The sequence below is a fragment of the Cellvibrio sp. 25HG11W-0 genome, from assembly GCF_057815475.1.
In genome coordinates this window covers 3,319,965-3,346,481 of sequence record NZ_CM174230.1, presented here as the reverse complement: position 1 = coordinate 3,346,481, position 26,517 = coordinate 3,319,965, and the positions used below count along the sequence as shown (strand labels likewise).

The 26,517-nt window shown below is 43.2% G+C and carries 20 protein-coding genes and 1 pseudogene; 14 read left to right on the top strand and 7 right to left on the bottom strand.

Annotated features, from left to right (window positions below; genetic code table 11):
- Positions 1-95 precede the first annotated feature (95 nt).
- From AC0KUT_RS14000 to AC0KUT_RS13990, 3 genes are all read left to right on the top strand, one after another.
- Positions 96-2,957, top strand: coding sequence for a TonB-dependent receptor (locus tag AC0KUT_RS14000; RefSeq protein WP_488830854.1), 2,862 nt, complete (start codon positions 96-98; stop codon positions 2,955-2,957).
- Between the two features lie 158 nt (positions 2,958-3,115).
- Positions 3,116-4,579 carry a family 43 glycosylhydrolase gene (locus AC0KUT_RS13995; protein ID WP_488830852.1) on the top strand — a complete coding sequence of 488 codons (1,464 nt, stop codon included), beginning with the start codon at positions 3,116-3,118 and terminating at the stop codon, positions 4,577-4,579.
- A gap of 96 nt (positions 4,580-4,675) precedes the next feature.
- On the top strand, positions 4,676-7,078 hold the full coding sequence (locus AC0KUT_RS13990) for a beta-L-arabinofuranosidase domain-containing protein (RefSeq protein ID WP_488830850.1): 2,403 nt from the start codon (positions 4,676-4,678) through the stop codon (positions 7,076-7,078).
- 108 nt (positions 7,079-7,186) lie between these two features.
- On the opposite strand, the gene AC0KUT_RS13985 is transcribed toward AC0KUT_RS13990, so the two are convergent.
- A complete protein-coding gene (locus AC0KUT_RS13985) occupies positions 7,187-8,692 on the bottom strand; it encodes a methyl-accepting chemotaxis protein (RefSeq protein ID WP_488830849.1) in 1,506 nt (501 codons plus the stop codon).
- A gap of 722 nt (positions 8,693-9,414) precedes the next feature.
- Between AC0KUT_RS13985 and AC0KUT_RS13980 the strand changes: the two genes are divergently transcribed.
- The 10 genes and pseudogenes from AC0KUT_RS13980 to AC0KUT_RS13935 all read left to right on the top strand — a co-directional run bounded on the left by AC0KUT_RS13980 (position 9,415) and on the right by AC0KUT_RS13935 (position 19,229).
- Entirely contained in the window at positions 9,415-10,425 is a 1,011-nt protein-coding gene (locus tag AC0KUT_RS13980; protein WP_488830846.1) for a methyl-accepting chemotaxis protein, read from the top strand.
- Between the two features lie 8 nt (positions 10,426-10,433).
- Complete coding sequence (locus tag AC0KUT_RS13975; RefSeq protein ID WP_488830844.1) at positions 10,434-10,796, top strand: response regulator; 363 nt, start codon at positions 10,434-10,436, stop codon at positions 10,794-10,796.
- Positions 10,797-10,810: 14 nt separating this feature from the next.
- A complete protein-coding gene (locus AC0KUT_RS13970) occupies positions 10,811-11,116 on the top strand; it encodes an STAS domain-containing protein (protein WP_488830842.1) in 306 nt (101 codons plus the stop codon).
- A 2-nt stretch (positions 11,117-11,118) separates the two neighbouring features.
- Positions 11,119-13,350 carry a chemotaxis protein CheA gene (locus AC0KUT_RS13965; RefSeq protein WP_488830840.1) on the top strand — a complete coding sequence of 744 codons (2,232 nt, stop codon included), beginning with the start codon at positions 11,119-11,121 and terminating at the stop codon, positions 13,348-13,350.
- Positions 13,334-13,843, top strand: a complete 510-nt coding sequence (locus tag AC0KUT_RS13960; RefSeq protein ID WP_488830838.1) for a chemotaxis protein CheW — start codon at positions 13,334-13,336, stop codon at positions 13,841-13,843. The genes AC0KUT_RS13965 and AC0KUT_RS13960 overlap by 17 nt, the downstream gene beginning before the upstream one ends.
- Before the next feature lie 5 nt (positions 13,844-13,848).
- Positions 13,849-15,555 (top strand): methyl-accepting chemotaxis protein, encoded by a 1,707-nt coding sequence (locus AC0KUT_RS13955; RefSeq protein WP_488830835.1) that lies wholly within the window; start codon positions 13,849-13,851, stop codon positions 15,553-15,555.
- Positions 15,556-15,626: 71 nt separating this feature from the next.
- Positions 15,627-16,445, top strand: coding sequence for a CheR family methyltransferase (locus tag AC0KUT_RS13950; RefSeq protein ID WP_488830832.1), 819 nt, complete (start codon positions 15,627-15,629; stop codon positions 16,443-16,445).
- A gap of 4 nt (positions 16,446-16,449) precedes the next feature.
- A complete protein-coding gene (locus AC0KUT_RS13945; RefSeq protein ID WP_488830831.1) occupies positions 16,450-16,950 on the top strand; it encodes a chemotaxis protein CheD in 501 nt (166 codons plus the stop codon).
- Positions 16,951-16,963: 13 nt separating this feature from the next.
- Positions 16,964-18,004, top strand: a complete 1,041-nt coding sequence (locus AC0KUT_RS13940; protein WP_488830829.1) for a protein-glutamate methylesterase/protein-glutamine glutaminase — start codon at positions 16,964-16,966, stop codon at positions 18,002-18,004.
- Positions 18,001-19,229: pseudogene (locus tag AC0KUT_RS13935) on the top strand (EAL domain-containing response regulator). Before AC0KUT_RS13940 ends, AC0KUT_RS13935 begins: the two are co-directional and overlap by 4 nt.
- A gap of 256 nt (positions 19,230-19,485) precedes the next feature.
- Here AC0KUT_RS13935 and AC0KUT_RS13930 read toward each other — a convergent pair.
- Together AC0KUT_RS13930 and AC0KUT_RS13925 are read right to left on the bottom strand one after the other, a co-directional pair.
- Positions 19,486-19,611, bottom strand: coding sequence for a hypothetical protein (locus AC0KUT_RS13930; protein WP_488830827.1), 126 nt, complete (start codon positions 19,609-19,611; stop codon positions 19,486-19,488).
- A gap of 54 nt (positions 19,612-19,665) precedes the next feature.
- Complete coding sequence (locus AC0KUT_RS13925) at positions 19,666-19,899, bottom strand: hypothetical protein (protein WP_488830826.1); 234 nt, start codon at positions 19,897-19,899, stop codon at positions 19,666-19,668.
- A 314-nt stretch (positions 19,900-20,213) separates the two neighbouring features.
- Here AC0KUT_RS13925 and AC0KUT_RS13920 point away from each other — a divergent pair, with 314 nt between their 5' ends.
- Entirely contained in the window at positions 20,214-20,801 is a 588-nt protein-coding gene (locus tag AC0KUT_RS13920; RefSeq protein ID WP_488830823.1) for a hypothetical protein, read from the top strand.
- A gap of 122 nt (positions 20,802-20,923) precedes the next feature.
- Here the strand turns inward: AC0KUT_RS13920 and AC0KUT_RS13915 are convergent, their stop codons facing one another.
- The 4 genes from AC0KUT_RS13915 to AC0KUT_RS13900 form a co-directional block, all read right to left on the bottom strand.
- A complete protein-coding gene (locus tag AC0KUT_RS13915) occupies positions 20,924-21,208 on the bottom strand; it encodes a hypothetical protein (RefSeq protein ID WP_488830821.1) in 285 nt (94 codons plus the stop codon).
- 456 nt (positions 21,209-21,664) lie between these two features.
- Positions 21,665-23,677 carry a bifunctional 2',3'-cyclic-nucleotide 2'-phosphodiesterase/3'-nucleotidase gene (locus AC0KUT_RS13910; protein WP_488830820.1) on the bottom strand — a complete coding sequence of 671 codons (2,013 nt, stop codon included), beginning with the start codon at positions 23,675-23,677 and terminating at the stop codon, positions 21,665-21,667.
- A 56-nt stretch (positions 23,678-23,733) separates the two neighbouring features.
- Positions 23,734-25,728, bottom strand: coding sequence for a DUF6359 domain-containing protein (locus AC0KUT_RS13905; protein WP_488830818.1), 1,995 nt, complete (start codon positions 25,726-25,728; stop codon positions 23,734-23,736).
- A 335-nt stretch (positions 25,729-26,063) separates the two neighbouring features.
- Positions 26,064-26,468 carry a hypothetical protein gene (locus AC0KUT_RS13900; RefSeq protein ID WP_488830816.1) on the bottom strand — a complete coding sequence of 135 codons (405 nt, stop codon included), beginning with the start codon at positions 26,466-26,468 and terminating at the stop codon, positions 26,064-26,066.
- Positions 26,469-26,517: the final 49 nt, after the last annotated feature.

The following is a 26,517-nucleotide window of genomic DNA, read 5'->3' as shown; positions in this document are numbered from 1 at the left end:
ATTTCTGTAAAAAATAAGACATATAGGCACTGACGTTAATAATAACAATTGCTCAAGCGACGCAGCAGAAAGCAATTGATCACGGGAGAAAACACATGTTTCAGAAGAGAGCACTTAGCTTATCAATAGCGACTGTCGTCGCATTGGGAGCATCCTACGCCACTACTGCAGTGGCTCAGGGGAAAGATCAAATTGAAGAAGTTGTCGTAACCGGAATTCGTGGCAGTTTGACCAAAGCCTTGGATGTAAAGCGCAATAACACCCAAATCGTCGATGCGATCGTTGCGGAAGATATTGGTAAATTCCCCGACAATAACGTTATAGAGGCGATGCAGCGTGTTACTGGTGTACAAGTCACCAACCGTGGTTCAGGTGAGGTTGCTGGTATTTCTATTCGCGGTTTGGGCGACATTAACACCACCGTTAATGGCCGCAATATATTTACCGCATCGGGTTTGGCGGTTGCGTTGCAAGACATTCCCGCTAGCCTGATCAAACAAGTTGATGTGTATAAAACCCGTTCCGCTTCGCAAATTGAAAACGGCATTGCCGGTTCAGTTGATGTTAAAACTCAGCGCCCTTTTGATTTTGATGGTTCCAAATTTGTATTGGCTACGCGTGCGATTAATCAAGAGCAAGCAGATGGGATAGATCCAAACATCAGCGGCCTCGCGAGCAACCGCTGGGATACTGGTTCAGGCGAATTTGGTGCATTGGTAAACTTGTCTTATGCTGAAACCAATTATCGCGATCAAAGCGTAACGCCTGGCGCAATGGTGCCTTTTGCAAGTAACAATCCAGTTGCGCCATTCACCAATTATGAACGTATTTTTCTCGACAAGCCTGGCGTAGCCGAAAATCCAATTTGGTCACCGGGTTTGTTGAACGGTCTACCTAATGCTGCGGGTTCTACGCTGGATGTCAATGGTCAGCCGATGGAATATTTGTTGGGCCGCGACGCTATCTTCGCGAGCGATTTTACCGGTAAGCGTGAGCGCACTGCAGCCAACTTATCTTTGCAATTTGCCCCTAATGATACCTCTGAATATTTATTTGAAGCTTTCTACAACGGCTATCGCAATGAATCATTTAATTCATTGTTGTTCTCTTTTGCTGACTGGTGGGGCGAGTACGCCAACAACCCAAGTGCTGCCAATGTTAAAGTTTTCCCAGGCACCAATATTATTAAATCTCGCAGTGTTGCAAATCAGTATATGTTTACCAGTGGCGACTTTGGCACCGGCAAAACAGACAGCTATGTATACGCATTGGGTGGTAACTGGGATATTGGCAATAACCTAGCTGTAAAATCTGAATTGGTATATCAAGACAGCGAGTTCTCGACTGAGTTTGTGGGTATGCGCTTTGATAAAGTCGGTCATCAATTGGATGTGGACTTTAATTCAGGTGGCGGCTTGCCTGCATACAGCTTCCCTGATAATCCTGCGACTGCTGATGTTGATGAAAGTGATTTGACTGACTTGGTGGCTTGGAATAGCGCGCAGTTCTATGACACAGGCACGCGCAATACTGGCGACGCGGCCACCTTTACTACCGATGCGACCTACACTACCGATTTCAGTATTTTTACTGCATTCGATTTTGGTGTGCGTGTTGATAAACGCACTGCTGCAGAAGCAAGCAGAAGACAAGGTGTTAAGAACGACATTACTGAGTACGATAGCTACAATCTAATTGATGGCGCTTACAATGGCGCAATTCCGATTGAGTCGATTGATGGTCTTGCGTCTATCAATAAAGGCTTCTTTGATGGTCAAGCTAAAGTTCCGACAACCTGGGCAGTTGCAAGTGGCCCATACCTAAAAAGCAATATTGCTGAAATGAGAGGGTTGTATGGTCTAACTGAATTACCGCTTATCAATGGTTTTGATATTGAAGAGCTAACTACTTCTGCCTATGTCACTGCAAAATTCGATACTGAATTAGTCGGCAATCAATTAGATGGTGAATTTGGTTTGCGTTATACCAGTTCGGATACCGATATGGTGTTCACGGACATTAATAAAGAGTTAGCAAACCCCACGCTTGATAATTCTTCTTCAGCCAGTGCCAACACCTCTAAAGTTTTACCAAGTTTAATGGTTCGTTATCACTGGACTGACAATTTGGTGTCGCGCTTTGCATATACCGAGACTTTGCGTCGTCCTGCATTCGGTCAACTCAATGCCAATATTACTTACAACGCAGACGTGACCAATATTGGTTACGGCACTGGCGGTGGAGGTAATCCAGATTTGAAACCTACCGAATCTAAAAACTACGACTTCTCTTTGGAATGGTATTTAGCCGAAGGTAGCTCTTTGTATGGCACTTTGTTCCAACGTGACATCAATGGTTTCGTTATCGACTTCCGTCGTCAGGTTCAAGCTCAAAAACCTGATGGAAGTGGAATTGGGACCTATGTTCTGAGCCAACCTTACAATGCCTCTAACGGTGAATTGAAAGGTTTGGAATTTGGTGCTGTTTGGTTTCCGGATAATCTACCATCAGTACTGGATGGCTTTGGTGTTCAGGCAAGTTATACCGCGTTGAATTCATCACAAACCACACCTATTACCAATTCTGCTGGTGATATTATCGAAACCAAAGAAACCGATTTGTTTGGTGTGTCCGATGAGTCCTACAGCGTAGTGTTGGCCTATGACAAATACGATGTAGGTGTTCGTCTTTCTTACTCATGGCGCAGTGAGTTCCTGAACAACTATGAAGCAGCCGCGTTTGCCAACCCGCTGGAAGTTTGGAGAAAACCAGAGTCCAGCTTGGATTTGCAAGTGAGCTACGATGTTAACGAAAACTTGTCCTTGACTTTAGATGGCACCAATCTAACCGAAGAAATTTATCAAAGTTACTACGGTGCAAATGGTGCAACCACCAACAACTTTGGCTCATCTCTCTACAGTCGTACCTTTGCGATTGGCGCACGTTTAACGTTTTAATTAGTGCGTAGTCCTGCTTTATACAGCACTTGATTTTCAAGTGCTTGTATAAGCGCCTAAAGATCCTTAGTGGTCTTTACCCTTGAGTTCCATCAATTATGGTGGGGCTCTATTCTCGATCCTTGATCCCAAAATAACTAATAACCCAGGGTTTATCTATGCGAAATCTTCTAGGTGTGTTTAAAACTATTGCTGCTCTAGCGGCTTTGTCATGTGTTGTTAATGCATCGGCACTCAGCCTGAAAGGCACCACCGATATTCACGACCCCTCTACCATTATCAAAGAGGGCAATACCTACTGGACGTTTGGTACAGGTGCTGGCACAAGCAACTTTCCTATCAACGCTCTCTATTCCACGGATTTAATTAATTGGAAACGCGGCCCTTCACCCGTTGCTGCCAATACATATCCGAGTTGGATTAACTCTAAAGTCCCAGGTTTTGATGGAAACTTTTGGGCGCCTGATCTTATCGAAATGAATGGGAAATATTATTTGTACTATTCAGCTTTTTCCGCAACCTCTGGTATGCGCTCCGCTATAGGGGTGATGGTGACTGACTCTTTAAATACTCCCAACTGGCAAGACTTGGGTATGGTGGTATCCACAGTTGATGAAGGCACACTCGGTGGCCAACCTGTAAATACCATTGATGCAGGTGTATATCGCGATGCACAAAATAATGTGTGGATGGTATACGGCTCTCACTATGCAGGAATCTTTGTTCGCCAAATTAATACTACTACCGGTAAGTTGTTGAATAGCGCGCGCTATCCAGTGGTGGGTAATAATTATGCATGGCATGAGTATGAGGCTGCTCAGGTAAAATATATCAATGGCTATTACTATATGTTTGTAAACTTAGGTGAATGCTGTCAGGGCACTAATAGCGATTACTATATAGTGACGGGTCGCTCTACCAGTCCAACAGGTCCATTTTTAGATAAGAATAGCGTGAGCTTATGGAATTACGGTGGCAGTACAGTGTTGATGTCTGATGGTAATTATATTGGCCCAGGTCACTTTGGTTACTATTACAATAACGGTCAGCACCTAGCGTCTATTCACTATTATGATGGCACTACTGCTACTGGTTGGCCTGCGCGCTTAGATTTATTGCAAATGAGTTTCGCCAATGGCTGGCCTGAATTGACGCGCAATTATTCGCTAAAGTCGGATAATAATATCGCGGTAAACGGTACATACAGAATCACACCTGCGCACAGTGGTAAATCTTTAGATATTGCCAATTGCGCTACCGCGAATGGTACTAATGTACAGCAGTGGAGCTGGTTAAATAACAATTGTCAAAAATTCAATATCACTTCTGTCGATGGGATTTGGCATAGTATCTCACCGATAAATGCACCTGATAAGGCGTTTGATATAGATGCTTTCTCCACCAGTAACGGCGCTAATGTTATGTTGTGGAGTGCCGCTGCAACTCAAAATCAACAATTTCGTTTTCAGGCGGCGGGTTCAGGTCGCTATCGCATTGTGAATCGCAACAGCGAAAAGTGTTTAGATGTTTCCGCTGCGACAACTGCAGATGGGGGTAATCTTTTACAATGGCAGTGTATTTCTGGCAGTGCTAATCAGATGTTTACCTTACAGAAACAGTAATAAAAACCACTTTTTTGTTTTAGTCAAATTGCCAATCTTCGCTTGCGTGGGGGTTGGTATTTGAAAATATAGCTTTTGAAATGCTAGGAATAGATTATGAAACGCTTTTTATCGCTTAGTTGTCTTTTTCTCAGCACCAGTTTATGGGTTGTACCGGTAAATGCTTTGGAGCTGGTTCCACTACGCGATGTGCAATTGCTCGAAAGTCCTTTTTTACATGCACAAAATCTTAATAAAGCCTATGTGATGGCTTTGGACACCGAAAAACTCTTGGCGCCGTTTCGGCGCGAAGCGGGCTTGCCATTTAAAGAAACCTACGGCAACTGGGAATCTACTGGTTTGGATGGTCATATGGGTGGGCACTATGTATCTGCGCTCGCTTTACTTTATGCCTCCACCAAAGATCCCGTCGTATTGGCCCGTTTAAATTATGTTATTGCTGAATTAAAAAAGTGTCAGGACAAGCTCGGCACCGGTTATATCGGTGGCATTCCCGATAGCCAAAAAATGTGGGCGGAAATTGCCAAGGGTGATATTCGTGCAGATAATTTTTCTACCAATGAGCATTGGGTGCCTTGGTATAACCTACATAAAATATTTGCGGGTCTGCGCGATGCCTACTTGTATGCGGATAACCAGACCGCGAAAGAAAGTTTGGTTAAGTTGTCGGACTGGACGCTGAAACTCACTAAGGATTTATCTGCAGAACAAATGCAGACTATGTTGCGCACCGAACATGGCGGTATGAATGAAGTGTTTGTCGATGTGGCGCAAATAACCGGCGATAAAAAGTATCTTGCGTTGGCAGAAGCATTTTCTCACCAGGCTATTTTACAGCCCTTAGAAAAACAGCAGGACCAACTGAATGGGCTCCACGCCAATACTCAAATCCCTAAGGTTATCGGTTTTAAACGCTACGCTGATGCCGCAAAAAATTCGGAGTGGAATAAAGCGGCAGCATTTTTTTGGCAAACGGTTGTAGATAAGCGCACAGTTGCTATTGGCGGTAATAGTGTTAAAGAACACTTTCATGACAGTAGCGATTTTTCCTCAATGATTGCAGAGGTGGAGGGGCCGGAAACTTGCAATACTTATAATATGCTAAAGCTCACTGAGCTGCTGTATGTGTCTTCACCAGATGCGGCTGACGCTGAAGATTTTTCACCACAAATGAAATATGTGAATTATTACGAGCGCGCACTCTACAACCATATACTTTCTTCACAAAATCCAACCACTGGCGGTTTTGTGTATTTCACGCCCATGCGCCCCAACCATTATAGAGTCTACTCACAAGTGCATGATGGTATGTGGTGCTGCGTAGGTTCAGGCTTAGAAAGCCATTCAAAATATGCAGAATTCATTTATGCTCGCGCTAAAAAATCAGGTAAGCCTGCGGATATTTTTATTAATCTCTTCATTCCTTCGCATATGGAGTGGAAGGATCAGGGCATTCGTTTAACGCAGAAAACACGCTTTCCTGATGCTGAAAGCACACGAGTTACTGTTGATAAGTCGGCGCGCTTTCGCTTACATTTACGCTACCCCAGTTGGGTGGAGGCGGGTAAGTTGAGTCTCTCGATAAATGGTAAAAAATATATCGTTAAACAAAGCCCCGGGAGTTTTATTACGCTAGATCGCCACTGGAAAAAAGGCGACTATATTGAGCTGGGTTTGCCCATGCACAATACGTTAGAGAAAATGCCAGATGGTTCAAATTACTATGCAGTTTTACATGGCCCCATTGTGTTAGCAGCCAAAACTCAACCATTTTCGGCTGAAAGGTTAAACTATTTTAGCGATGACTCACGCATGGGGCATATTGCAAGTGGAAAGATATGTCCACTTGACGCTGCACCGTTCTTATTGGGTAATAGTCAGACGTTTATTCAGCAACTAAAACCTGTTGCAGGAAAATCCCTTACATTTAATGCCTCAGGCTTAATTAATGGGAAGCAGCTAGATAATATTGAACTTATTCCCTTTTTCCGTTTACATGAATCACGCTACGCTATCTACTGGCCCTATAGCACGGCGGATGATCTTGCTAAGGTTCGTGCTCAAACCGCTGCGAGTGAGAGGGCACAAATTGAACTGAAAGCGAAAACGATTGATCAAGTTGCGCCGGGGGAACAGCAACCGGAATCAGATCACTTTTATAAAGGGGAGCAAAGCGAAGCAGGTGTGTATGCAGGCCGCCATTGGCGCCATAGCCGCGCGTGGTTTAGTTATGTGTTAACCGATGTGCAGCAGCAGGCTAAAACCTTACAGATCACCTACGCGGGAATCGATGCTGGTCGCCGTTTTGAAATTCACTTAAATGATCAGCTGATCGCCAAGGTGGAATCTATAGGCGATACACAGGAATTTTTCACCGTAAACTATTCGCTCCCTGCAGCAATCGTGAGCAGCGCAAAGGGTAAATACATCTTAAAATTTATTGCCGAGCCTGGTTCTATCGCTGGTGGTATTTACGGGGTGAGATTGATGCGTAAATAAGTTTTGTGGCAATTTTACGGGAGTCACTAAATCTTATAGTTAAATACTAACCTCAGTATGTATAGCGTGCTGAGGTTATTTTTATAGAGATTATATTACGTAATATTCTTATCGTAGTTTAAAGTAATCCATCATTTCTTGCAGCTGTAGAGCCTGAGTGGTGAGCTCCTCTGCGGTAGAGTAGAGTTCCTCTGCTGAGGATGAGTTTTGTTGTGTAGCTATACTGATTTGGGAAATGGCGATACTTATTTGTCCGGCACCCGTGGTTTGTTCATCGCTCGCGGCAGAAATTTCTTGTACTAAATCTGCGGTTTTACGTATCGCAGGAACTATATCTTCTAAAAGTCTACCGGCACTTTCTGCAAGTTTTACTGAGCTATTGGCAAGTTCTCCAATCTCTTTCGACGCTGATTGGCTACGCCCCGCTAATTTACGTACTTCACTGGCCACTACGGCGAAGCCGCGCCCATGCTCACCTGCTCGGCCTGCTTCAATTGCTGCATTTAATGCCAATAAGTTAGTTTGATAGGCGATATCATCAATAACACTTATTTTGTCAGCGATCTTGCGCATTGCATCAACCGTGTTATGTACGGCTGCGCCACCTTGGTTTGCATCATTTGCACTCTTACTGGCTATGCTGTCAGTTATTTTTGCGTTGTCATTATTCTGAGCGATCGAGGCTGTAATTTCCTCCATTGACGCACTAGTTTCTTCAATGCTGGCGGCCTGTTGTGTTGACGATTGGCTGAGTGACTGGGCGGTAGTGCTTAGCTCTTCAGAGGCGGATGAGAGTGAGTCTGCGGTAGAGCGGACCTCACCGATGATTTCAGCGAGCTTATTTGACATTTGTTGAATTGCATAGAGAACACTGCTCGTATCTTTTGGACTGACAATAACCTTGACAGATAAATCACCTTCAGCGATTTTAGAAACTACATCCGCTGTGTAGCGAGGCTCGCCGCCGAGTTGCGTAATTAAACTTTGAGTTATCATTACCCCTAAAATCACACTGACTAAAATGCTAAAAAGGATACAGCTGATATTGAGTATTAGTGAATGCTCATAACTAAGATTCGAGGCATTGTATGATTGCTCTGCTACCTTGAGTTGCACGTCTACCAATGCTGTAAATCGATCAGAGACGGGTTCTATACTTGGGTAGAGTTTGTAGAGTACAAATGTATCCAATGCTTCATAATCTTGCATGGAAATAATATGTACCAATTCATCAATTGCTTTATTTGACTCTAGAAGAAGAGGCTTTAATTCTTTTACCAGCCTTTCTTCGTCAGTCACTAGTTCTGTTGAAAGATATGCACTCCAGTTATTTTTAATGGTTGTTTCTGCAACCTTTATTCGTTCTACCCCCTCCTGCCAGCTTAAGCCTCGATTGCGCAGCTTATGAGCTGTATCAACAATATTGATCGCGTACATATCCGCTATGGTTTTTAGGTCCTTTAAAGGAATAACTCTGTCTTTATAGACGGAGGCCATGGCTTGATTGGCGTCGCGCGTTGATTCAATGCCCATGAAGCCAATAATCATCATTAGCGCCACCAGCGCACTGGCAAACGTCGTAAGGCGTAACGCCACTTTCATGTTTTTAAACATGATTATCTCCATTTGAAATTGCGGTTACACAGTTGTCGTTATTGAAATTATAGTGCTGCCCTTGTGGGAGCGAGCTAAGAGCAGAATCTTTTTTAAACCTGTAGTTAAGCCTCTTTAATTATCAAACAACTGTAGTTATCAATAGTCACTCTGTCAAAAACCTGAATAAGTATATAAAGGGAGAGTAAGTAGAGCTTTGATAAGGAGGGGCGCTCAAAAAATAGCGATCTAAGCTACAAAGTTTATGTATTACTACATCAGTAGACCCTCAAATTAGTGAGTTTACTACTGTCTAGGGTTTAGATTACGGGTCGATTAAGTGTGTGAGTCATTGCATTCGATAATAGGCAAGGACTTTTGACACATTAATAATCCCCGTCTATACCTACGAAGACTAATAAGCATAATTTGGCAGTGCAGCTGAGTGCAGGCCATCTATATATAACTGTAATAGCTTTTACGCTATTACATTGAGAACTTGGCCTATGTCTTCAACACCCCACAATAGCGACCGATCAACTACTGATATTTCTGTTACTTATTCAATATTGGTGCGATGGGTTTATGGCTCCTTTGCCGTCCTTTTACTTGTTTCTTTATACCTGATTTTTAGCGGCTCATTGGGGGGAGGGCTCCAGCTTCTTCTCGTGCTAATACTTAGTGCTTCGGTGGTAGGTGGTGTTGTTAAGCTAAAGTCATTGCAAGTATTAATAGAGCAGCTTTTGACTGATAGAAGTAGTCTGGTAAATGCTGGTGTCCTAGGCTCCGCGCATATGCAGGTGCTCAATAACTATCAACAACTTATTAAAGATGTACTCCCTCTTTGGGCGCGCCAAACTGAATTGGCGCGCCACCAAATGGAGCAAAGCGTTAATGATTTAGTCAGTTGTTTTTCGGAAATACACGAACGGCTACAAGTGGCTGTAACTAGCTCTGCTGCTACTGTGGGTAGCATGAAAGGTGAAGCGGGGTTGGGGGGCGTTATTCAGTTTGCAAATAAAGAACTTAATCAATTAACAAAAACGTTACGTAATGCTATAGCGCAGCGCGATGAGCTATTGGGTGAAATATCAGGTCTGTCAAAAATTACAGTTGAATTGAGTGGTATGAGTGCAGAGGTTGCAGGCATTGCTTCTCAGACCAACCTTTTAGCGTTGAATGCGGCTATTGAAGCTGCACGAGCTGGTGAGTTTGGGCGGGGCTTTGCAGTAGTTGCGGATGAAGTGAGAACTCTCTCAACTCGCTCAGGAGAGACTGGCTCTCGTATTGGCAGGCGTATTGAGCAGGCTAATTCAACTTTGCAGACAACCTTGGAGCGGACTACTGACTATGCAGCGAAGGATAATTCTCGCTTGAGTGAGTCGGAGTCTTCTATTGCGCAAGTGTTAGAGCAGTTTCAAGCGTCAAGTGAAAGAATTTTAGAGTCGGCGCAAAGTTTGGAGCATGAAAGTTCAGGTGTACAAGCCAGTGTTGAAAATGTGCTGGTTAACTTGCAGTTTCAGGATAGGGTCAGTCAAATTCTCGGCCATGTTACCCAGGATATGGAAAAGTTAGTTGCAGTTGTAGAAGAGCAGCAAACACGGTTGAAACATGGGGAACCCGTCACACCTATAGATGTAAGTGAGTGGTTGGCGGCAGTACAAAAAACCTATACCACGCTAGAGCAGGTTGATGTGCATCGTGGTAGTAATTATGAGAAAAGCCCTGGCAATTCAGAAATAACTTTCTTTTAGGAGATCTTATGTCCAAAGTGATTTTAGTAGTAGATGACTCAGCAAGCGTAAGGCAGGTTGTTGGTATTGCCTTAAAAGGAGCTGGCTACACTGTTATTGAAGCATCCGATGGAAAAGATGCATTGGCTAAGTTAGACGGTCAAAAAATAAATTTAGTTATTTCAGATTTAAACATGCCCAATATGGATGGCATTACTTTTGTTAAAGAGATGAAGCAAAAGCCTAACTATAAGTTTACCCCGGTCATTATGTTGACAACGGAGGGGGCGGAAGGAAAAAAGAAAGAGGGGCAGGCAGCAGGTGCTAAAGCTTGGATTGTAAAACCTTTTAGGCCAGAACAAATGTTACAGGCTGTCTCAATGCTGATTTGATGGAGTGGATCGCTATGACAATTGAGCGAAAGACCGTAAAAGGTATAGCAACACTAAGTTTTTCGGGTGAGTTGACGATCTATACAGTATCCCAGCTCTATCAGTTGCTCTTTGATGGTTATGAAGCATTACCCGCGCAAGTGGAGCTTGATCTTAGTGCAGTTAGTGAAATTGATACTGCTGGGATACAACTTTTACTTTTCTCTAAAAAGTCTTTCGCTGAGGCGAATAAAACGCTTTTTGTAGTGAGGGCAAATGAGTTAATCGACAATGTTTTCTCCATGCTGGATGTAACATCAATATTGTCAAAGGAAACCTAGGCATGAATTTAGACGCTGCGCTACAAACATTTTTTGCTGAGGCCGACGATTTACTTAATTCCATGGAGGCTGCTTTGTTGCGCATGGAGGATGGTGAAGCTGATGTGGAAACCATCAATGAAATATTTCGAGCGGCTCATACAATAAAAGGTTCAGCTGGCTTATTTGGATTGGATGAAATTGTTAGCTTTACCCATATAGTAGAAAATGTGCTAGACCGTGCCCGTGACGAAAAAATCAAAATAAGTAGTGACCTATTAAGTGTGCTCTTGCCTTGTCGTGACCATATTAGCGTACTAGTAGAAAATGCTCGCCATCAACACAAAGGAGATGCTGACTGTGTGGCAGCAGGAAGGACGTTGCTGGAGCAACTAAATCCGTGGCTTGTAGATAGTGCGCAGGATTTAAGCAGTTTAGTTAGTGAACAAGTTAATGAAGAGCAGAGTGTGGCGAGTATAGAGGCTGCAAACAATGCGCATATTATCGACACGGATGCATGGCATATTTCCGTACGTTTTGGTGGTGATCTATTGCGCAACGGCATGGATCCGCTGTCAATTATTCGATTTTTGAATTCAGTGGGCGAAGTGAAGCATATAACAACTATTGCAGATAGCTTTCCTGAATTAAGCGATTTCGACCCCGAAACGCTCTATCTAGGTTTTGAAATTACCCTGCTAAGTGATGCAAAACAGAAGGAAATTGAAGATGCCTTTATGTTTGTGCAGGACGATTCAGATATCACCATCATTCCGCCGCGCAGCAATATCGAATCATTTATCAATTTGATTGAATCACTGCCTGAGGGTTCACAGCGTTTAGGCGAAATTCTAGTAAGCAGTTATGCCATAACTCACCAAGAGCTGGATGCTGCACTTGCTGCACAAAAAGATCAGGCGAGATCCCAAGGCGCAGTGTCTATGTTGGGTAATATCTTGGTTGAGCAGGAGGTTATAACCGAGGAGGTAATTGATGCCGCGCTTAAAAAGCAAAAGAAAATTGTTGAGCGAAAAACATCGGGTGCAGATAACTTGTATATACGCGTTGATGCTGCGCGCTTGGATATACTGATTAATCTCATTGGTGAATTGGTTGTCAATCGTCAACGAGTGGATTTGTTGGCGAGCAAAATGGGTAATCCGTTGTTGCTTGAGGCGATAACGTCGATGGGGAATTTCACTGAGCAAATTCGGGATGCTGCATTAACATTGCGAATGGTCGCTATAAGTGAAACATTTCAAAAATTTAAGCGTGTAGTCCGCGATACGGCTAAAAGTTTAGGTAAAGAAGTTGAACTCATTATTGAGGGTGCAGAGACCGAATTAGATCGCTCTATGGTAGAAAAACTAAATGATCCCTTAATGCATATAGTGCGCAATGCTATGGATCATGGAATCGAATCGCTCGTACTCAGACGTGAGCGACAAAAATCTGATATGGGCACAATCCAGCTGACGGCACGTCATGAGGCTGGGAATATTGTTATTGGTATAAGTGATGATGGGGGCGGATTAGATTTAGAGCGCATTCGCAAGAAAGCGATCGCTAATAAAGTTATTGAAGTGAATGAAATACTTAGTCGTCAGGAACTTTATCAGCTGATTTTTCATCCTGGCTTGTCTACTGCAGATCAGGTTACTAATCTCTCTGGTCGGGGCGTCGGCATGGATGTGGTTAAACGCAATATAGAGTCGCTGCAAGGAAGTATTGAGATTGAAAGCGAGCTTGGCGTTGGCACTAGTTTTAGTATTCGTTTACCGCTCACACTTGCCATTATTGACGGATTTCATGTTTCGACTGGCGCAATAGATTTTATAGTACCGCAAAATACTATTTTAGAATGTGTTGATTTGAAATCTCTTATTCATGTTCAGGGGCAATCTTGCGTTAACTTACGCGGTGATCAGGTTCCTTATATTCGCTTGCGCGATATTTTCTCGTTAAAGTCAAGCGCCGATGTGCGTGAGAAAATAGTCGTAGTGCAATTTGGGGAGAAACGCGCCGGTATTGTTGTAGATAATTTACATGGAGAAATTCAGACTGTCGTTAAACCTATGGGGCCAATCTTTCAGGCATTAAAAGGTATCGGAGGCTCTAGTCTATTAGGTACAGGTGCTGTGGCATTAATACTAGATGTTCAACAACTTATAGGCTTTGCTGTTAATCGCGAGCATGCCCGTAATAACGTGCACCTAATGGATATACAGGAGCTTAAAAATGAATCCGCTGACTAAGTCAAAAAAACCGGTAGAGGCTGAGGTGTTGCAACAATACCTAACGTTTAGAATTGGTAGTGAAAATTATGGATTAGAATTGTCGCAAACACGAGAAATTATTGAATACGGTGGGATAACTGAAGTGCCTTTGATGCCTAGTTTTTTGCGCGGTGTTATTAATCTGCGTGGCGAAGTGGTGCCAGTAATAGATTTGGCTGTTCGTTTGGGGAGAAAGCCAATTGAAATTAAGCGGCGGACTTGCATCATAGTTGTAGAGTTAGAAAATAATGATCAAAATCACATCCTCGGATTATTGGCTGATGCGGTAAGTGAAGTTATTGAAATTGATGATGATAATATTGAAGATGCTCCATCGTTTGGCGCCAATATAAGAGCTGAATTTATTCAAGGTATTGCTAAGCAAGGCGAAGAGTTTGTGGTTTTGTTGGATGCTAATAATACACTTTCTATTCGTGAGCTATCTCACTTGGTTGAAGCTCAGCTGCAATAAATTTAATGGGACTTAAAAATATGTTAAATCAATTATCGTTGAAAATTAAAATTCAGATTCTTAGTATTTTGATAATCTTGGGGTTGTGCACTCTGGGTGTTTCGGCCTATCTACAGATAAGTCAATATAACATTATGGTCGCAGAAAGCTCACAGCACATACAGCGTCGCGCTAATATTTTGGCTCGGGTTGAGAATGCCTCGACTGATTTTAAAACACAGGTACAGGAATGGAAAAATATTCTTATTCGCGGTAATGACCAAGTTCAGTTTGACAAATATTTATCTGGCTTTATAGAGCGAGAGCTATCTGTTCAAGAAAACTTAAACGCTGCAATTGAACTGCGCTTGAAGGAAGGGCAAAGTGTTGATTTGTTTAGTGCTCTAAAAAAAGAACATCAACTACTCGGTGTTAATTATCGTGAAGCACTAAAGAGCTTTGTGCACAGCGATCCCAATACGGGTAAAGCTACTGATAGATTGGTCTCGGGGATGGATCGTGAAACCGCGGGACAAATGAATGATCTTGCGGAAAGTATCTCTGCAGAGTTTGAAAGATATCTTGCTGAAGTTGATGCGAGTGCAGAAGTTCTCTACGGTGAAACTGTCAAAAAATTAATCATGATAAGTATTATCGCTTCAATTGCTATTATAGTCGTTATGATTATTATTTTTCGCGATTTATTTAAAGTTCTCGGGGGCGAGCCTGCCTATGCAGCAGAGGTGGTGGCGCAAGTAGCAGAAGGAGATCTGAGTGTAAAAATCCAGCTAAAATCAGGGGATAAAACATCACTTTTGGCGAGTATTGCTAGCATGTGTACACAATTAGCAGGAATTATTGCTGATGTAAAAAGTTCTGCAGATGCGTTGTCATCTGCTTCTGAAGAAGTTAATGCTACGGCGCAGTCACTTGCGAAAGGTGCTTCAATTCAAGCTGCCAGCGTTGAAGAGACCTCTGCTTCTATGGAACAAATGTCTGCTTCTATTGCACAAAATACAGAGAATTCTAGTGTAACAGATGGCATGGCTCAGAAAGTTGCGCGCGATGCGGTGGCTGGTGGTGATGCTGTGGGTGCAACGGTAGAGGCTATGCAAAAAATTGCAGAGCGAATTAGTATTATTGACGATATAGCCTATCAAACTAATTTATTAGCATTGAATGCTGCGATTGAAGCGGGTCGTGCAGGCGAGCATGGGCGAGGTTTTGCAGTGGTGGCGTCAGAAGTTCGAAAATTGGCTGAACGCAGTCAAGTTGCGGCGCAGGAAATCGGTGCTTTGGCTTCTGAGACCGTTAAGCAGGCAGATTTGGCGGGTAGGCTACTGCAAGATATGGTTCCTTCTGTGCGTAAAACAGCTGATTTGGTACAGGAAATTGCTGCCGCTTCTGCAGAGCAAAATTCAGGTGTGGCACAAATTAATGCCGCTATCGGTCAAGTTAGTCAAACCTTACAGCAAAATGCTGCAGCGTCTGAAGAGTTGAGTTCAACCGCAGAAGAAATGAGCGTGCAAGCAATTAACTTGCAGGAGTCTATGACCTATTTTGTGCTCGAAGGAAAATCAGCTTTTCGCAAGTCAGATAATGCTTTGGAGATGAAGCGAAAAGCTACCGAAGAAAATGTTGCGACGCAACGCCAATCTGGAGCTAAGAAATTAATTTCTGCAAAAGGTGGTGGCGACGATGAGTTGGATAAAAATTTCGTTCGTTTTAATTAACTGTGAGTAGTCTAATAATTAAGTAGTTGACTTGTAGGTAAATCTAGTACTTGCGTCGCTTGAGGTCATTGATGACAGCAGAATGTAATACACCGCTACCAAGCGATCATGAGTTTCAGTTGTTTCAATCGCTTTTTCAGCTCAAGCTGGGAATACATCTTCCTATGCAGAAAAAAGCGTTACTGAGTAATCGGTTATGGAAGCGGCTTCAAGCCTGTCGTTTCAATAATTTTACTGAATATTATAGATTTATCAATGAGCCATCGGGAAAGTCTGAACTGAAAGTAGCATTAGAATTAATCACAACGAATGAAACTTATTTTTTTCGTGAGCAAAAGCATTTTGATTATATGCAAAATGTGATTTTCCCTGGGCGTAAATCACCATCAACTTATCGTGTGTGGAGTGCAGCTGCCTCTACAGGGGAAGAACCTTATAGCATAGCTATGTTGCTACGTGATCGCTGTACGTCTCCTTGGGAGTTGCTGAGCTCTGATGTTAATGAAACGGTTATTGAGCATGCCAAAACTGCCATATATCCTGACATGCGCGCGCGAAATATTCCCCCTAATTACTTGCGTCGATTTTGTCGTAAGGGCATAGGACCGCAGGAGGGCTATATACGTGTTAATGCTGAACTACGGCAGTTGGTGCAGTTTTTCACCCTTAACTTGCACGAAGAATTCCCTAAAATAGGTATTTTTGATTTGGTGTTTTTACGTAATGTATTGATTTATTTTGAAAGCGAAAACAAATCAAAGATACTTGACCGTATTGCAAATACTTTAGCTCCTGGTGGCTTACTGTTTGTCGGACACTCGGAAAGTTTACATGGATTAAGTTCTCGCTTTGTACCATTACAGCCCGCCATCTACCAATTGCGAACCTAGTATTATGGTTTCATCTATTCTGTTGCCAACTAGATCATTGCTTAGCATTCACCCTGGTGAATGGCACTTTGGTGCAGATTATGAATTTCTCCACACTGTATTAGGATCCTGTGTTGGGCTTGTTGCCTGGCATCCCAGGTTGAAGGTGGGTGGGCTTTGTCATTATCTTTTGCCATCCGTTCCTCTTTTAAAGCGGGAGCAAATGCGAGATTGTCGTTATGCAGTAAATGCTTTGCCACAGATGAAGAAATCAATGTTGGACTATGCGGCTATAGCAGAGTTTAGAGTAAGTCTATTTGGTGGTGGTGATATGTTTAGTTTTAATAATCCGCGTTCTATAGGTGCAGCAAATATCCACTATGCGAAAATGTGGCTGGAACGTGAAAAAATATCACTTCACAACACAGATATAGGTGGTTCTATTTCTCGTTCTATAATGTTCTCTATTCGTAGTGGCGAAGTTATTTTAAAGCGCTATTCAATGAATCCACAGCAGCACTTATAAAATTAGAGGTGCTATGACTATTGAAGTGATGATTGTCGACGATTCGGCTGTGGTACGTCAGGTAATGAGCGCCACCCTAAGTGAAGCGCCTGACATTAGTGTTTATGCCACTGCATCAGATCCAATTTTTGCTTTGCAGCAAATGGAAAAAAAATGGCCAGATGTTATTGTGCTAGATATTGAAATGCCTCGTATGGATGGACTGACTTTTTTGCGCCAACTTATGCAAACGCGGCCAACACCAGTGATTATTTGTTCGTCCCTTGCTGAAAAAGGCGCTGAGCTCACGCTGCAAGCCTTAGCCGCTGGAGCAATTGATGTGGTTACCAAACCACAACTGGGCATTAAAGATTTTTTGTTAGAGGCAAAGCATCTGCTATGGCAAACTGTTAGAGCGGCAGCTGGTGCGCGTATTACTAAACAACTACACGCTCAACCTAATAAAGTAATTGTCACACCTACCCAAGACCTTGTGACTATGACGGTTACTACTGATTCTATTACGGTGATAGGTACGTCCACTGGGGGGACTCAGGCGCTCGAAGCTATTTTAACTAAAATTTCTCGCACCTGTGCAGGAATAGCTGTTGTGCAACATATGCCAGAAAAATTTACTGCAGCCTTCGCAAAGCGACTAGATGGTTTGTGTGCGGTCGATATCAAAGAAGCTGAGTCGGGTGATAGGCTTATCCCTGGACGCGTGCTTATTGCACCTGGTGGTCATCATCTTGAGATTCAGCGTTCCGGCGCACAATATGTTGCCCGTGTTTTTCGCGGCCCGAGTGTTAACCGTCATTGTCCATCGGTTGATGTTTTATTTCGCTCTGCCGCTCGTGCAGCAGGGCGCAATGCTTTAGGTATTATCATGACGGGTATGGGGGATGACGGTGCGCGTGGGCTATTAGAAATGCGTCAAGTGGGTTGTAGAACCATTGCTCAGGATGAAAGCTCCTGTGTGGTGTTCGGCATGCCCAAAGAAGCTATTAACTTAGGCGCAGCGAAAGAAGTTAAAAACCTTAGCCAAATTCCAGCAATTCTTGAGGGTAAGGCATGAAATCATCGATTGCTGAATTAGCGATTTTAGTCACCGACGATAGCATCACTCAGCGCGAGTATGCCAAAAGTTTATGTGTGTCTTTGGGGGCGATTACTGTTTATGAGGCTGAAAACGGTGCTGAAGCACTTCGTATTTTACAGAAGAAGAAAATTGATGTTGTTTTAGTGGATTTAGAAATGCCGATCATGGATGGGGTGGAATTAATTAGGGAGATAGCGAGTGAAAAGTTTTTATTGAATCTTATAATTTTAAGTGCCAAGGATCCAATTCTCATTTCTAGTGTAGGTACTATGGCGGAAGCAGATGGATTGCATGTATTAGGAACTTTTCAGAAGCCACTATTACCGGATATGTTGGAATGTAGTCTTGTGCGTTTGCTGCGAGAATTGCAGCAAGTTCCTAATCAGGCTATAGAAACTAATACTGAGGTTACTGCACTTGAGTTAAGTGTTGCCTTGCAAAAAGGTGAGGTAACCTTGGCATTTCAACCTAAGTTGACCGTGCAGGGACTATTGTTGCGCGGAGTGGAAGCCTTGGCGCGTTGGCATCATCCTCAATTGGGTCTCATTTCGCCAGGTGTTTTTATTCCGCTGGCTGAGCGCCATGGCATGATCGATATTTTAACGCGTAAGCTTTTAGAGCAGGCTTTTGCTACAAAAAAACAATGGCAGCAACTCGGTCTACGTTTTCACTTAGCATTCAATTTATCCCCCTGTCACTGGCAGAAGTAGACATCGTCGATTATATTCAAAATCTCGCACAAAAATATGATATAGCGCCTGCGGAGATTACTCTCGAAATTACTGAAAATGCACTTTTGGGAGAATTGGCGAGTGCAATTCGCACCTTGGCGCGATTGCGTTTAAAAGGGTTTCATATTGCAATTGATGATTATGGTACAGGTTTTGCGAATGCTCAGCAGTTATCACGGGTGCCAGCAACTGAGTTAAAAATAGATCGATCTTTAGTGCATCAAGCTGCGTATCGCTCGCAACAACTAACCATATTAACCAGCACTGTCGAACTTGCTCAAAAGTTAAATTTAACGACTGTTGCAGAGGGCGTTGAGACACCGGAGGACTTTAAAATTCTAGAAAATATTGGAGTGGATTTAGTTCAAGGCTTTCTATTTTGCAAGCCTTTGTTTGCAGAGGATCTATTGCGTTGGGTGAAGTCTGATTTGAGTAAGCTAAGAGCAGAGTACGTACAATCAAATAAATAAATATTAGATGCCCTTTTGGGTGCGTGATTTTTCCATAAGTAATATACTTGCTGCCAGAATACTTCCCAATATTACTACAGTTCTATGCTTAGTTTAAATGGAGGGCTGCGGTCTTAGTGCATTGTATTGTAATACTGTAACCGCCTATTGTGGTGGTTTATACATAGGCGAGTTGTGTTGTACAGATATATTACTACTCATAAAAGGCGAACCCTAAGAATAGGGCGCCGCCTTGTTTTGTCTCAAACGGTAAAAATTACGCCGCTTTTTTCAGTTTTTTCTTCAGTACTTTTAACTTACTTTCTTGCTTAGCAATTTTATCTTTACGTGATTTGATTGCTTTTTTGATGCTTACAACAGTTTTAGATAGCTTCTTAGCCATGATGGAGTCTCCAAAAGTTAACATTGAAATAAATAGTGTACAGCTTGTTTATCTTCAGTCTGCTTGATTATCACGAATAAAATCGCGGATAAACTTGCGTATCTCTCTGGCGGCGCTGGTATCTAAAGCTTCACATAAAGCAATAAATTCATCGCGATCTGCACCATTGATACGAATCAAAAGTTGAGAGTCTTTTTTCCCCACTTTTACTTTCGAATCGGTGAGAGTACTTTTTTCCAGCTTTGCCTTAATTTTATTCACCTTAATGGCACCTATTGTTGGTGCCATAGACAAGCACCTATGATCAGTGCTTAAGGAAATATTCAAGAGCACAGAAGATATACTTAGTATATACAAAATATATCATTTGTTTAGTTAAGCTTTTGTGACAGCTGATGTCGGATAGAGGTGGGTATTGATAAGCTGGAGGCGACTGTATTTGTATGAGCTAATTTTTCGTCCTAGCTGCATGGCTCTCTTTCTGACGAAGGGATAGGTTGAAGCTCATAAGAAAGTCTTTGCGATTCTTTGACTTTATCAATATTATGCGGCCCCCTTTAGGCTGGATTAGTCTAAAAATGTATATCACAAAGGAAGCTTTTATGCGTCAATCTTCTCCCTTTTTGCCAAGTTTATTGAGTCTGTGTCTATTCAGCTTAACTGCCTGCGGCGGCGGCGGCGGTGGTTCAGATAAGTCTGCCAGTGCAGACGTTAAAAGCAGTGTTCAATCCAACCAAGCATCAAGCCAAGCATCAAGTGCAGCCAATAATCCAGATTTTAATGCGATTGTTGGGTTATATGATGCGAGCATCACGACGAATAATATTAAAGATGAAAGTTATCTCTATATTAGTGGTAGCGGAAAAGTAACTGCCTATAACTATATGGGTGACAGTAAGGACCTTGGTAATAACTGTTATCGTGAAGCTACTGGTACTGACATTAATGTTGGCCTCACAGGAAAAGCGCTCATCTATTCCGCAGCTAAAGCTGAATATACTACCGATATTGACGGTAAGTCAGTGGCTTGGGTGTTGGGCACAGATAATCAAATTTCTAAAGTTGTTTATGCAGGTTCAATCAGTGCTAGCAGGATCAGCATGTCGGTCTCTGGTGCATCTTTAGTGGTTGATAGTAAAAAAATAACCAGTCTCAGTATTGGTGATATTACTGCTGCACTCTGCAAGTAATAGGTAGTGTAAAAGCAGGGGGGGGCTACTCCTGCTTTTACGCGCACATTTTACCACCATGATAATTTGTGCAGCCGTTACCTTAAAAGAACAAAAATATAGCGACGCCTATAGCTCGCTAATTATGCAAGCACAGAAACCCCTTCGTTTAACACAACAGTTTTCGCTTCTGAACGCTCGATCATTTTGACGAGTGCAGATTGAATCGTTTCATCTTCGCGTGCATCGTTTTTACTGGCGAATTTTTCTGTTTGAATTGCGGCACCTTCCTCCATGACAAACTCTACGACGACTTGGTTGGCATAGTTTACTGTAGTGCCGTAGTAGGCTATAGAAATTCTAGGAAAGCCCTGAAACCCCATTTTGGCCCGCTTTAGTATTCGTTTTTTCGATTTTTCTAAATTCATATAGGGCTCTTGACGTCTGGTGAAGGGGTGAGTGGTGGGTAAGCGTAGGTTCAACAATCGAAGACTGAAACTCAACTGGAGTCCCTCCCGCTATTGCTAACAACTACCAAGGTGCAGTGATTTTTCAATGCGTACTGCATTGTGCAGTATTTTTAAGCAAAAAAGTATGAAGAGTCTATATGAAGAGTTTAGCTGGTGAGTCGTTTGTTCTCGGGGGAATTATGGGTGCAAGCAAGGTTTGGCGATTTCGGATAGTAAGTGGCTGAGATTTTAAGTTGTAGGGAATGACTAGCAGTAGAAGATCGACTCTGCGGCATTAAGGTGCTGCAGATGCTTTTTGAGTTGAGTTGAGTTGAGTTGAGTAAGAGGAGGAGAGGTGATTTTAATGGAGTGTTACAAACAAAAATCCTGCCTCTGCAAAAGCTGAGGCAGGGACTTAAAATGCAGTCACTATACTTATTGTAAATTTAATTCATAAACAACTTCACCCTTGGTATTAACCTCTAATTCGCTTGCTATTGGCAATTGCGCACTTACGAAGTTGCGCGAGCGAGTGGTATTGGGCGCGCGAAACACAATCGTTAAGTTTGTAGCGCTTACTATAGGTGCAAAGGACCAATTGCCATCTGCCGTTGGTGTTACAGGGCTGTTGGCACGAATATAGTTAGCCAGTATTTCACGATTGCTGTCGGGTGAATCTATCACCACGTGGTCGCTGCCGGTGCCGGGGAACTTGCCGCCATTAGCGCGGTAGTTATTGCTCGCCACGATAAATTCTTGTGTATCCGTCACTGGCTTGCCTTGGTGTTTGAGATTAACAATACGCGTGGAATCTGCATTGATAACGGCACAGTCGCGATTCATATGCGCCGCTTTGGTGACATCGATTTGATAGGCGACTCCGTCAATAACATCATAGTTGTAGGTTGGGAAACCGGCGTAGTCGATCAGCTCTTGAGGCTCACTCTTGGTGGTATCAATTTTAAAGAATTGCGATGCCGAACATTCCAGCCAACCTTTCAATTCCGCACCGGTAATTTTTACCGCGACCAAGGTGTTGGGATACAAGTAGAGGTCGGCGGCATTGCTCAATGTTAACTTGCCTTTAGCGACAGTGGTAAAGCTGCTTTCATTGCTGCAGTTTCCTTCGCGATCACAGGCTTTAAATGGGGCTGCGGCAGAAAGGACCGGTAAGTCCTGCAGATTTACATCACCCTTAATTAGTTCTTCCACATAGGCTTTTTGCGCGTCACTTACGATTTGAATCGATGGGTCGTCTTTTACCAAGGCTAAAAAGCTAAACATATCATCGGTGGATTCGCCAATGGGTGTGCCCATATAAGCGATGGTTGCATTATGCTCTTCAGTTAATAAGGCGGTAATGACGGAATCTGGTTCTACGGCGGCGACTGCATCTACCACTATAGGGCGTGCCTCTACTTTGCTGGTCACTACCGTCCATGACTTGGCTTTAGTGTCGTATTCCAATTGCAAATCTATAATGCCTAGGTGACTGCCCCAATAACCGGGCATTACCGCAGGGACATTTTTAATAGTACCTTTTTCAAGATCTACACCCGTGGTTTTGGCATAGGCGGCGGAAGGAAAGACGAGATGGCTGTGGCCAAACATAATGGCATCTATATCGGGCACATCGGCTAAATACCAGCTGCTGTTTTCGGCTTTTTCATTCAGGCTATAAGCAGTAGTGCTAATACCCGAGTGGGCTATGGCAACTACTATATCAGCGCCGGCGGCTTTCATCTGCGGCACATATTTTTCTGCCATGGCTTTAATGTCTTTGGTAGTGACTTTGCCATCCAGATTGCCCTTGTCCCACTGCATAATTTGCGGTGGCACAAAACCGATAAAACCGATAGTAATATCGTGTTTGTTACCTTCTTTATCCATGAGCGATTTGGTAATTAGTTTGTAGGGCTCAAAATAGGGTTGGTCATTTTCTGCATTGTTGTCGCCATCATTTTTAAAAATGTTGGCACTAATATAGGGGAAATTGGCATCATTTACGCTTTCTGCTAAATAATCCAGGCCGTAATTAAATTCGTGATTGCCATAGTTGGCGACATCGTAGTCGAGTTCATTCATGGCTTGATAAACCGGATGCACTTCACCTGCTGTGATGCCTTTTGCCGCTTGCCAATCGCCCATAGGGCTGCCTTGAATTAAATCGCCATTGTCGACTAATACTGAGTTGCTCAGCTCAGGTATTTCCGCGCGTGCATTGCGAATAAGTGTCGCAGTGCGAACTAGGCCAACTTTAATATCGGTCGCTTTACTGTAGTAGTTGTAGTCCATTACATTGGCGTGAATATCGGTTGTCTCCATTAGGCGAAGATCAGCGCGTACTTTTTTTCCTTCGACTTCTTTATTATCGCTACCGCAAGCCGTTAATAATGTAGTGGCGAGGGTAAATGCCACGATAGAAAATCGTTTGATTGGGAAGTTCATAGCAGTCCTTAGATAAAAATTAGTTGATTAAATGTAGGTGTGGGTCTTTGAGAGGCTTATTGGCAATTGCTTAGCTCTTGTAAATTAGCGACAGACTCCAAGCTTGGGTAGGAGAGATAATTGTCACGTGTTCCAGTGATCTCTAAAATTTTATTGAGCATGCTGGGGTTATTGGCAGGGCTGAAGTAAGCGCGTTGGTTGGATTCCAATTTCACATAAATAGTGGTGCTGTTAGTTAAGTCAGCAAGCTCCAGCGCATACTGGCCATTAACTGCGGCGACTACTCGCCCTGCGACCACTAAGTGTGTATTGACTGCGGCGCTGTAGGCAGTGGTCACTGACACTCTATTATTGGAGTAGCAACTAGCGGTGCTACTTGTGCTGGAGCTGCTACTAGAAATGCTACTAGAAAAGCTGTTAGAGCTAGTTGCAGACACTTCTATCATGCCGGTTACATATTCGATGCTGGGATTGTTTAAATAGTTGTCGCGTATTCCGGTAACTTTTATGGTTTTTCCTATAAGTGCGGGATTATTTTGGGGACTAAATTGCGCGCGATATTGGCTTTCGAGTTTGACAAAAATAGTGGTCGATGGATTTTGTGTATCGGCCATCTCCAACGCATAAATGCCATTGATAGCTTGAGTGACGACACCTTGTACAACGACTGCGGTGCCGATCGATTTAGTTAAAGCGACGCTGACGTTTATGGCTCCAGAGTTAGAACCAGAGGAGATTGAAGAGCTAGATACATTAATAGATGAGTTAGCTTGACTCGACGAAGCAGCGCTGCCATTTACCGCTAGGGGCGCGCCGTAGGCACCCTTGGCAAAGGTGGCAGGGTTCCATGGGTTATAACCACCGCTTGGAGAGCTCCAGGGTTGACCATTATCTGGGTCGGTTAATTCCTGAGTTGCTATGGGGTAGGGCGTGGCAATGCCTGCAGGGTGAGTTGTGCTATTAAACTGCGTGTAGCTCTCGGGCGTCGCCAACCAATTTATTATATTGATACTCAGCTGTGCGGCATTGCCTGTATCGGTCCAACCGGGGTAGGTACTTTTGCTGCCGCCCGAATCCTGACGGCGATAGCGCGGTGTGCTGTCTTCAATAGGGCTTGAGTCACCAATAAAAGCGGCTTTGCCTGCGCCGGATTTAGCAATAGCCACATAAGCGCCTTCAGTCGCGCCACCAAAATATAGACCCGAATCTACCGCGCTGCCCCATTTTGATGGGTTGTCACTGTTAGAAAAATAAACTAAACCTTTAGCGCGGCTGGGGTCCACAATCGCCAGAGTTGCCCCTGCCGCCATAAGTACTGGAGCTACTCCGGCCGTAATTCCTTCACTTTGATTTTGCGCTGCTATCGCACTGGCGCCCGCCAATAAGTTGATAGCATTAAAGCGAAAGCGAATACCAAAGGTATTGACTAACCAACCGGCATTGGCATTTGCAGGATTGCGCAGATCACCGTAGCTGCTGCCCAGATTGTATTTGGCTAAATTGGAGCGGTTGTAACCATTAAATACTTCAGTGGCATCCCAAGTATTTAAATTTCGATCAGCATTGTAGTGATCGCCAATAAAATATATGCCCTTGCCGGCGGCAATAAACTGCTCAAGCGCCGTCTGTTCGTCTAGGGTAAAAGGTCGATTGGATTCTGCTAAGACTAATACATCCGCTTGGCTGATAGCGGCGTAAGTAATAACCGCTTCATTCGCGGCGGAGGCTGCAGCGCTCGGGTTGGTGTAATCATTTACAAATTGAATAATGCCGTCATTATTCTTATCGACGCCGCGATACTCTTTGACGGTATAACCTTGGTTAACTAAGCTATCGGCAAAATCAGAAAAGCCGCCGTTAATAACCCAGTCAGCATTGCCTTCAGTACCGCCATGTGAAACATCAAAAAAAACTGTCTTGCCATTATTGGTGCCTGCAGATGGAGTTTTTACTGGCGCTGGATAATTCCACTCATAATCGGCACAGACACCCACAGTGGAAAATGCAAAGGATAGCAGCAAGGCATACTTATTTAATGGTGATCGGCTCATGTTAAAGTCCCTATAATTTAAGTAAAAATGACACATGGAGGACTCTATTCTGGATAGATGACGGTGGCGTGAACCTTGGTTTACTATTGCGTGAATAATTTATAAGGCCGAGCGGCCATATGTGTCATGAAGCAAGCATTAAAATAGTAAAATTTTGATGTGGTGGGGGAAAATAGAAGGGGGCGCTCTAAGCGTAAACGGCTTACTACTTGCTAAGCAGTAGCTGACGTCGGCCACAATTTTTTAGTTTACAGTTTGAGGAGAGCGACTTGAGTGGAAGAATAAAGTGGTGAGGGGCTCAATTCAACCTACTAGACATTCAGTCACCTTAAAGATTAATCTCTGCACCATCCTTCCCCTAAGCGTACTTTCAAACAATTCGATTTTTCTGCAAGCCATTTCATTCCAGTATCAATGCCATTGCTGGCCTGAATTATTTCAGTGAATCCGTTGCGTTCAAAAGATATTTTATTTTTGTCACTGGTTCCTTGATATTGTTTTGGACCATCGAGATTCACAATAATAATTGTGTAGGTACCATCACCACCGGAAATTTCAATAAATGTTCCCTCTGGGCCATACCATTTACCGAGCCAGTTATCTGTTGCTATTGCTGTTTTTTCTGTGCTTGCTGGGTTTGTATTTGATGCTGTGTTAGCTGTAGTATTGTTCTCACTACATGCAACTAGCAGCAGTAATATTAATGGTGATAGATATCTGTATAGTCTTGTGTTTTTCATATCGCTTTCTCGCTTTTTTAGGAATACAGCTACGCAATGGGTACATGTT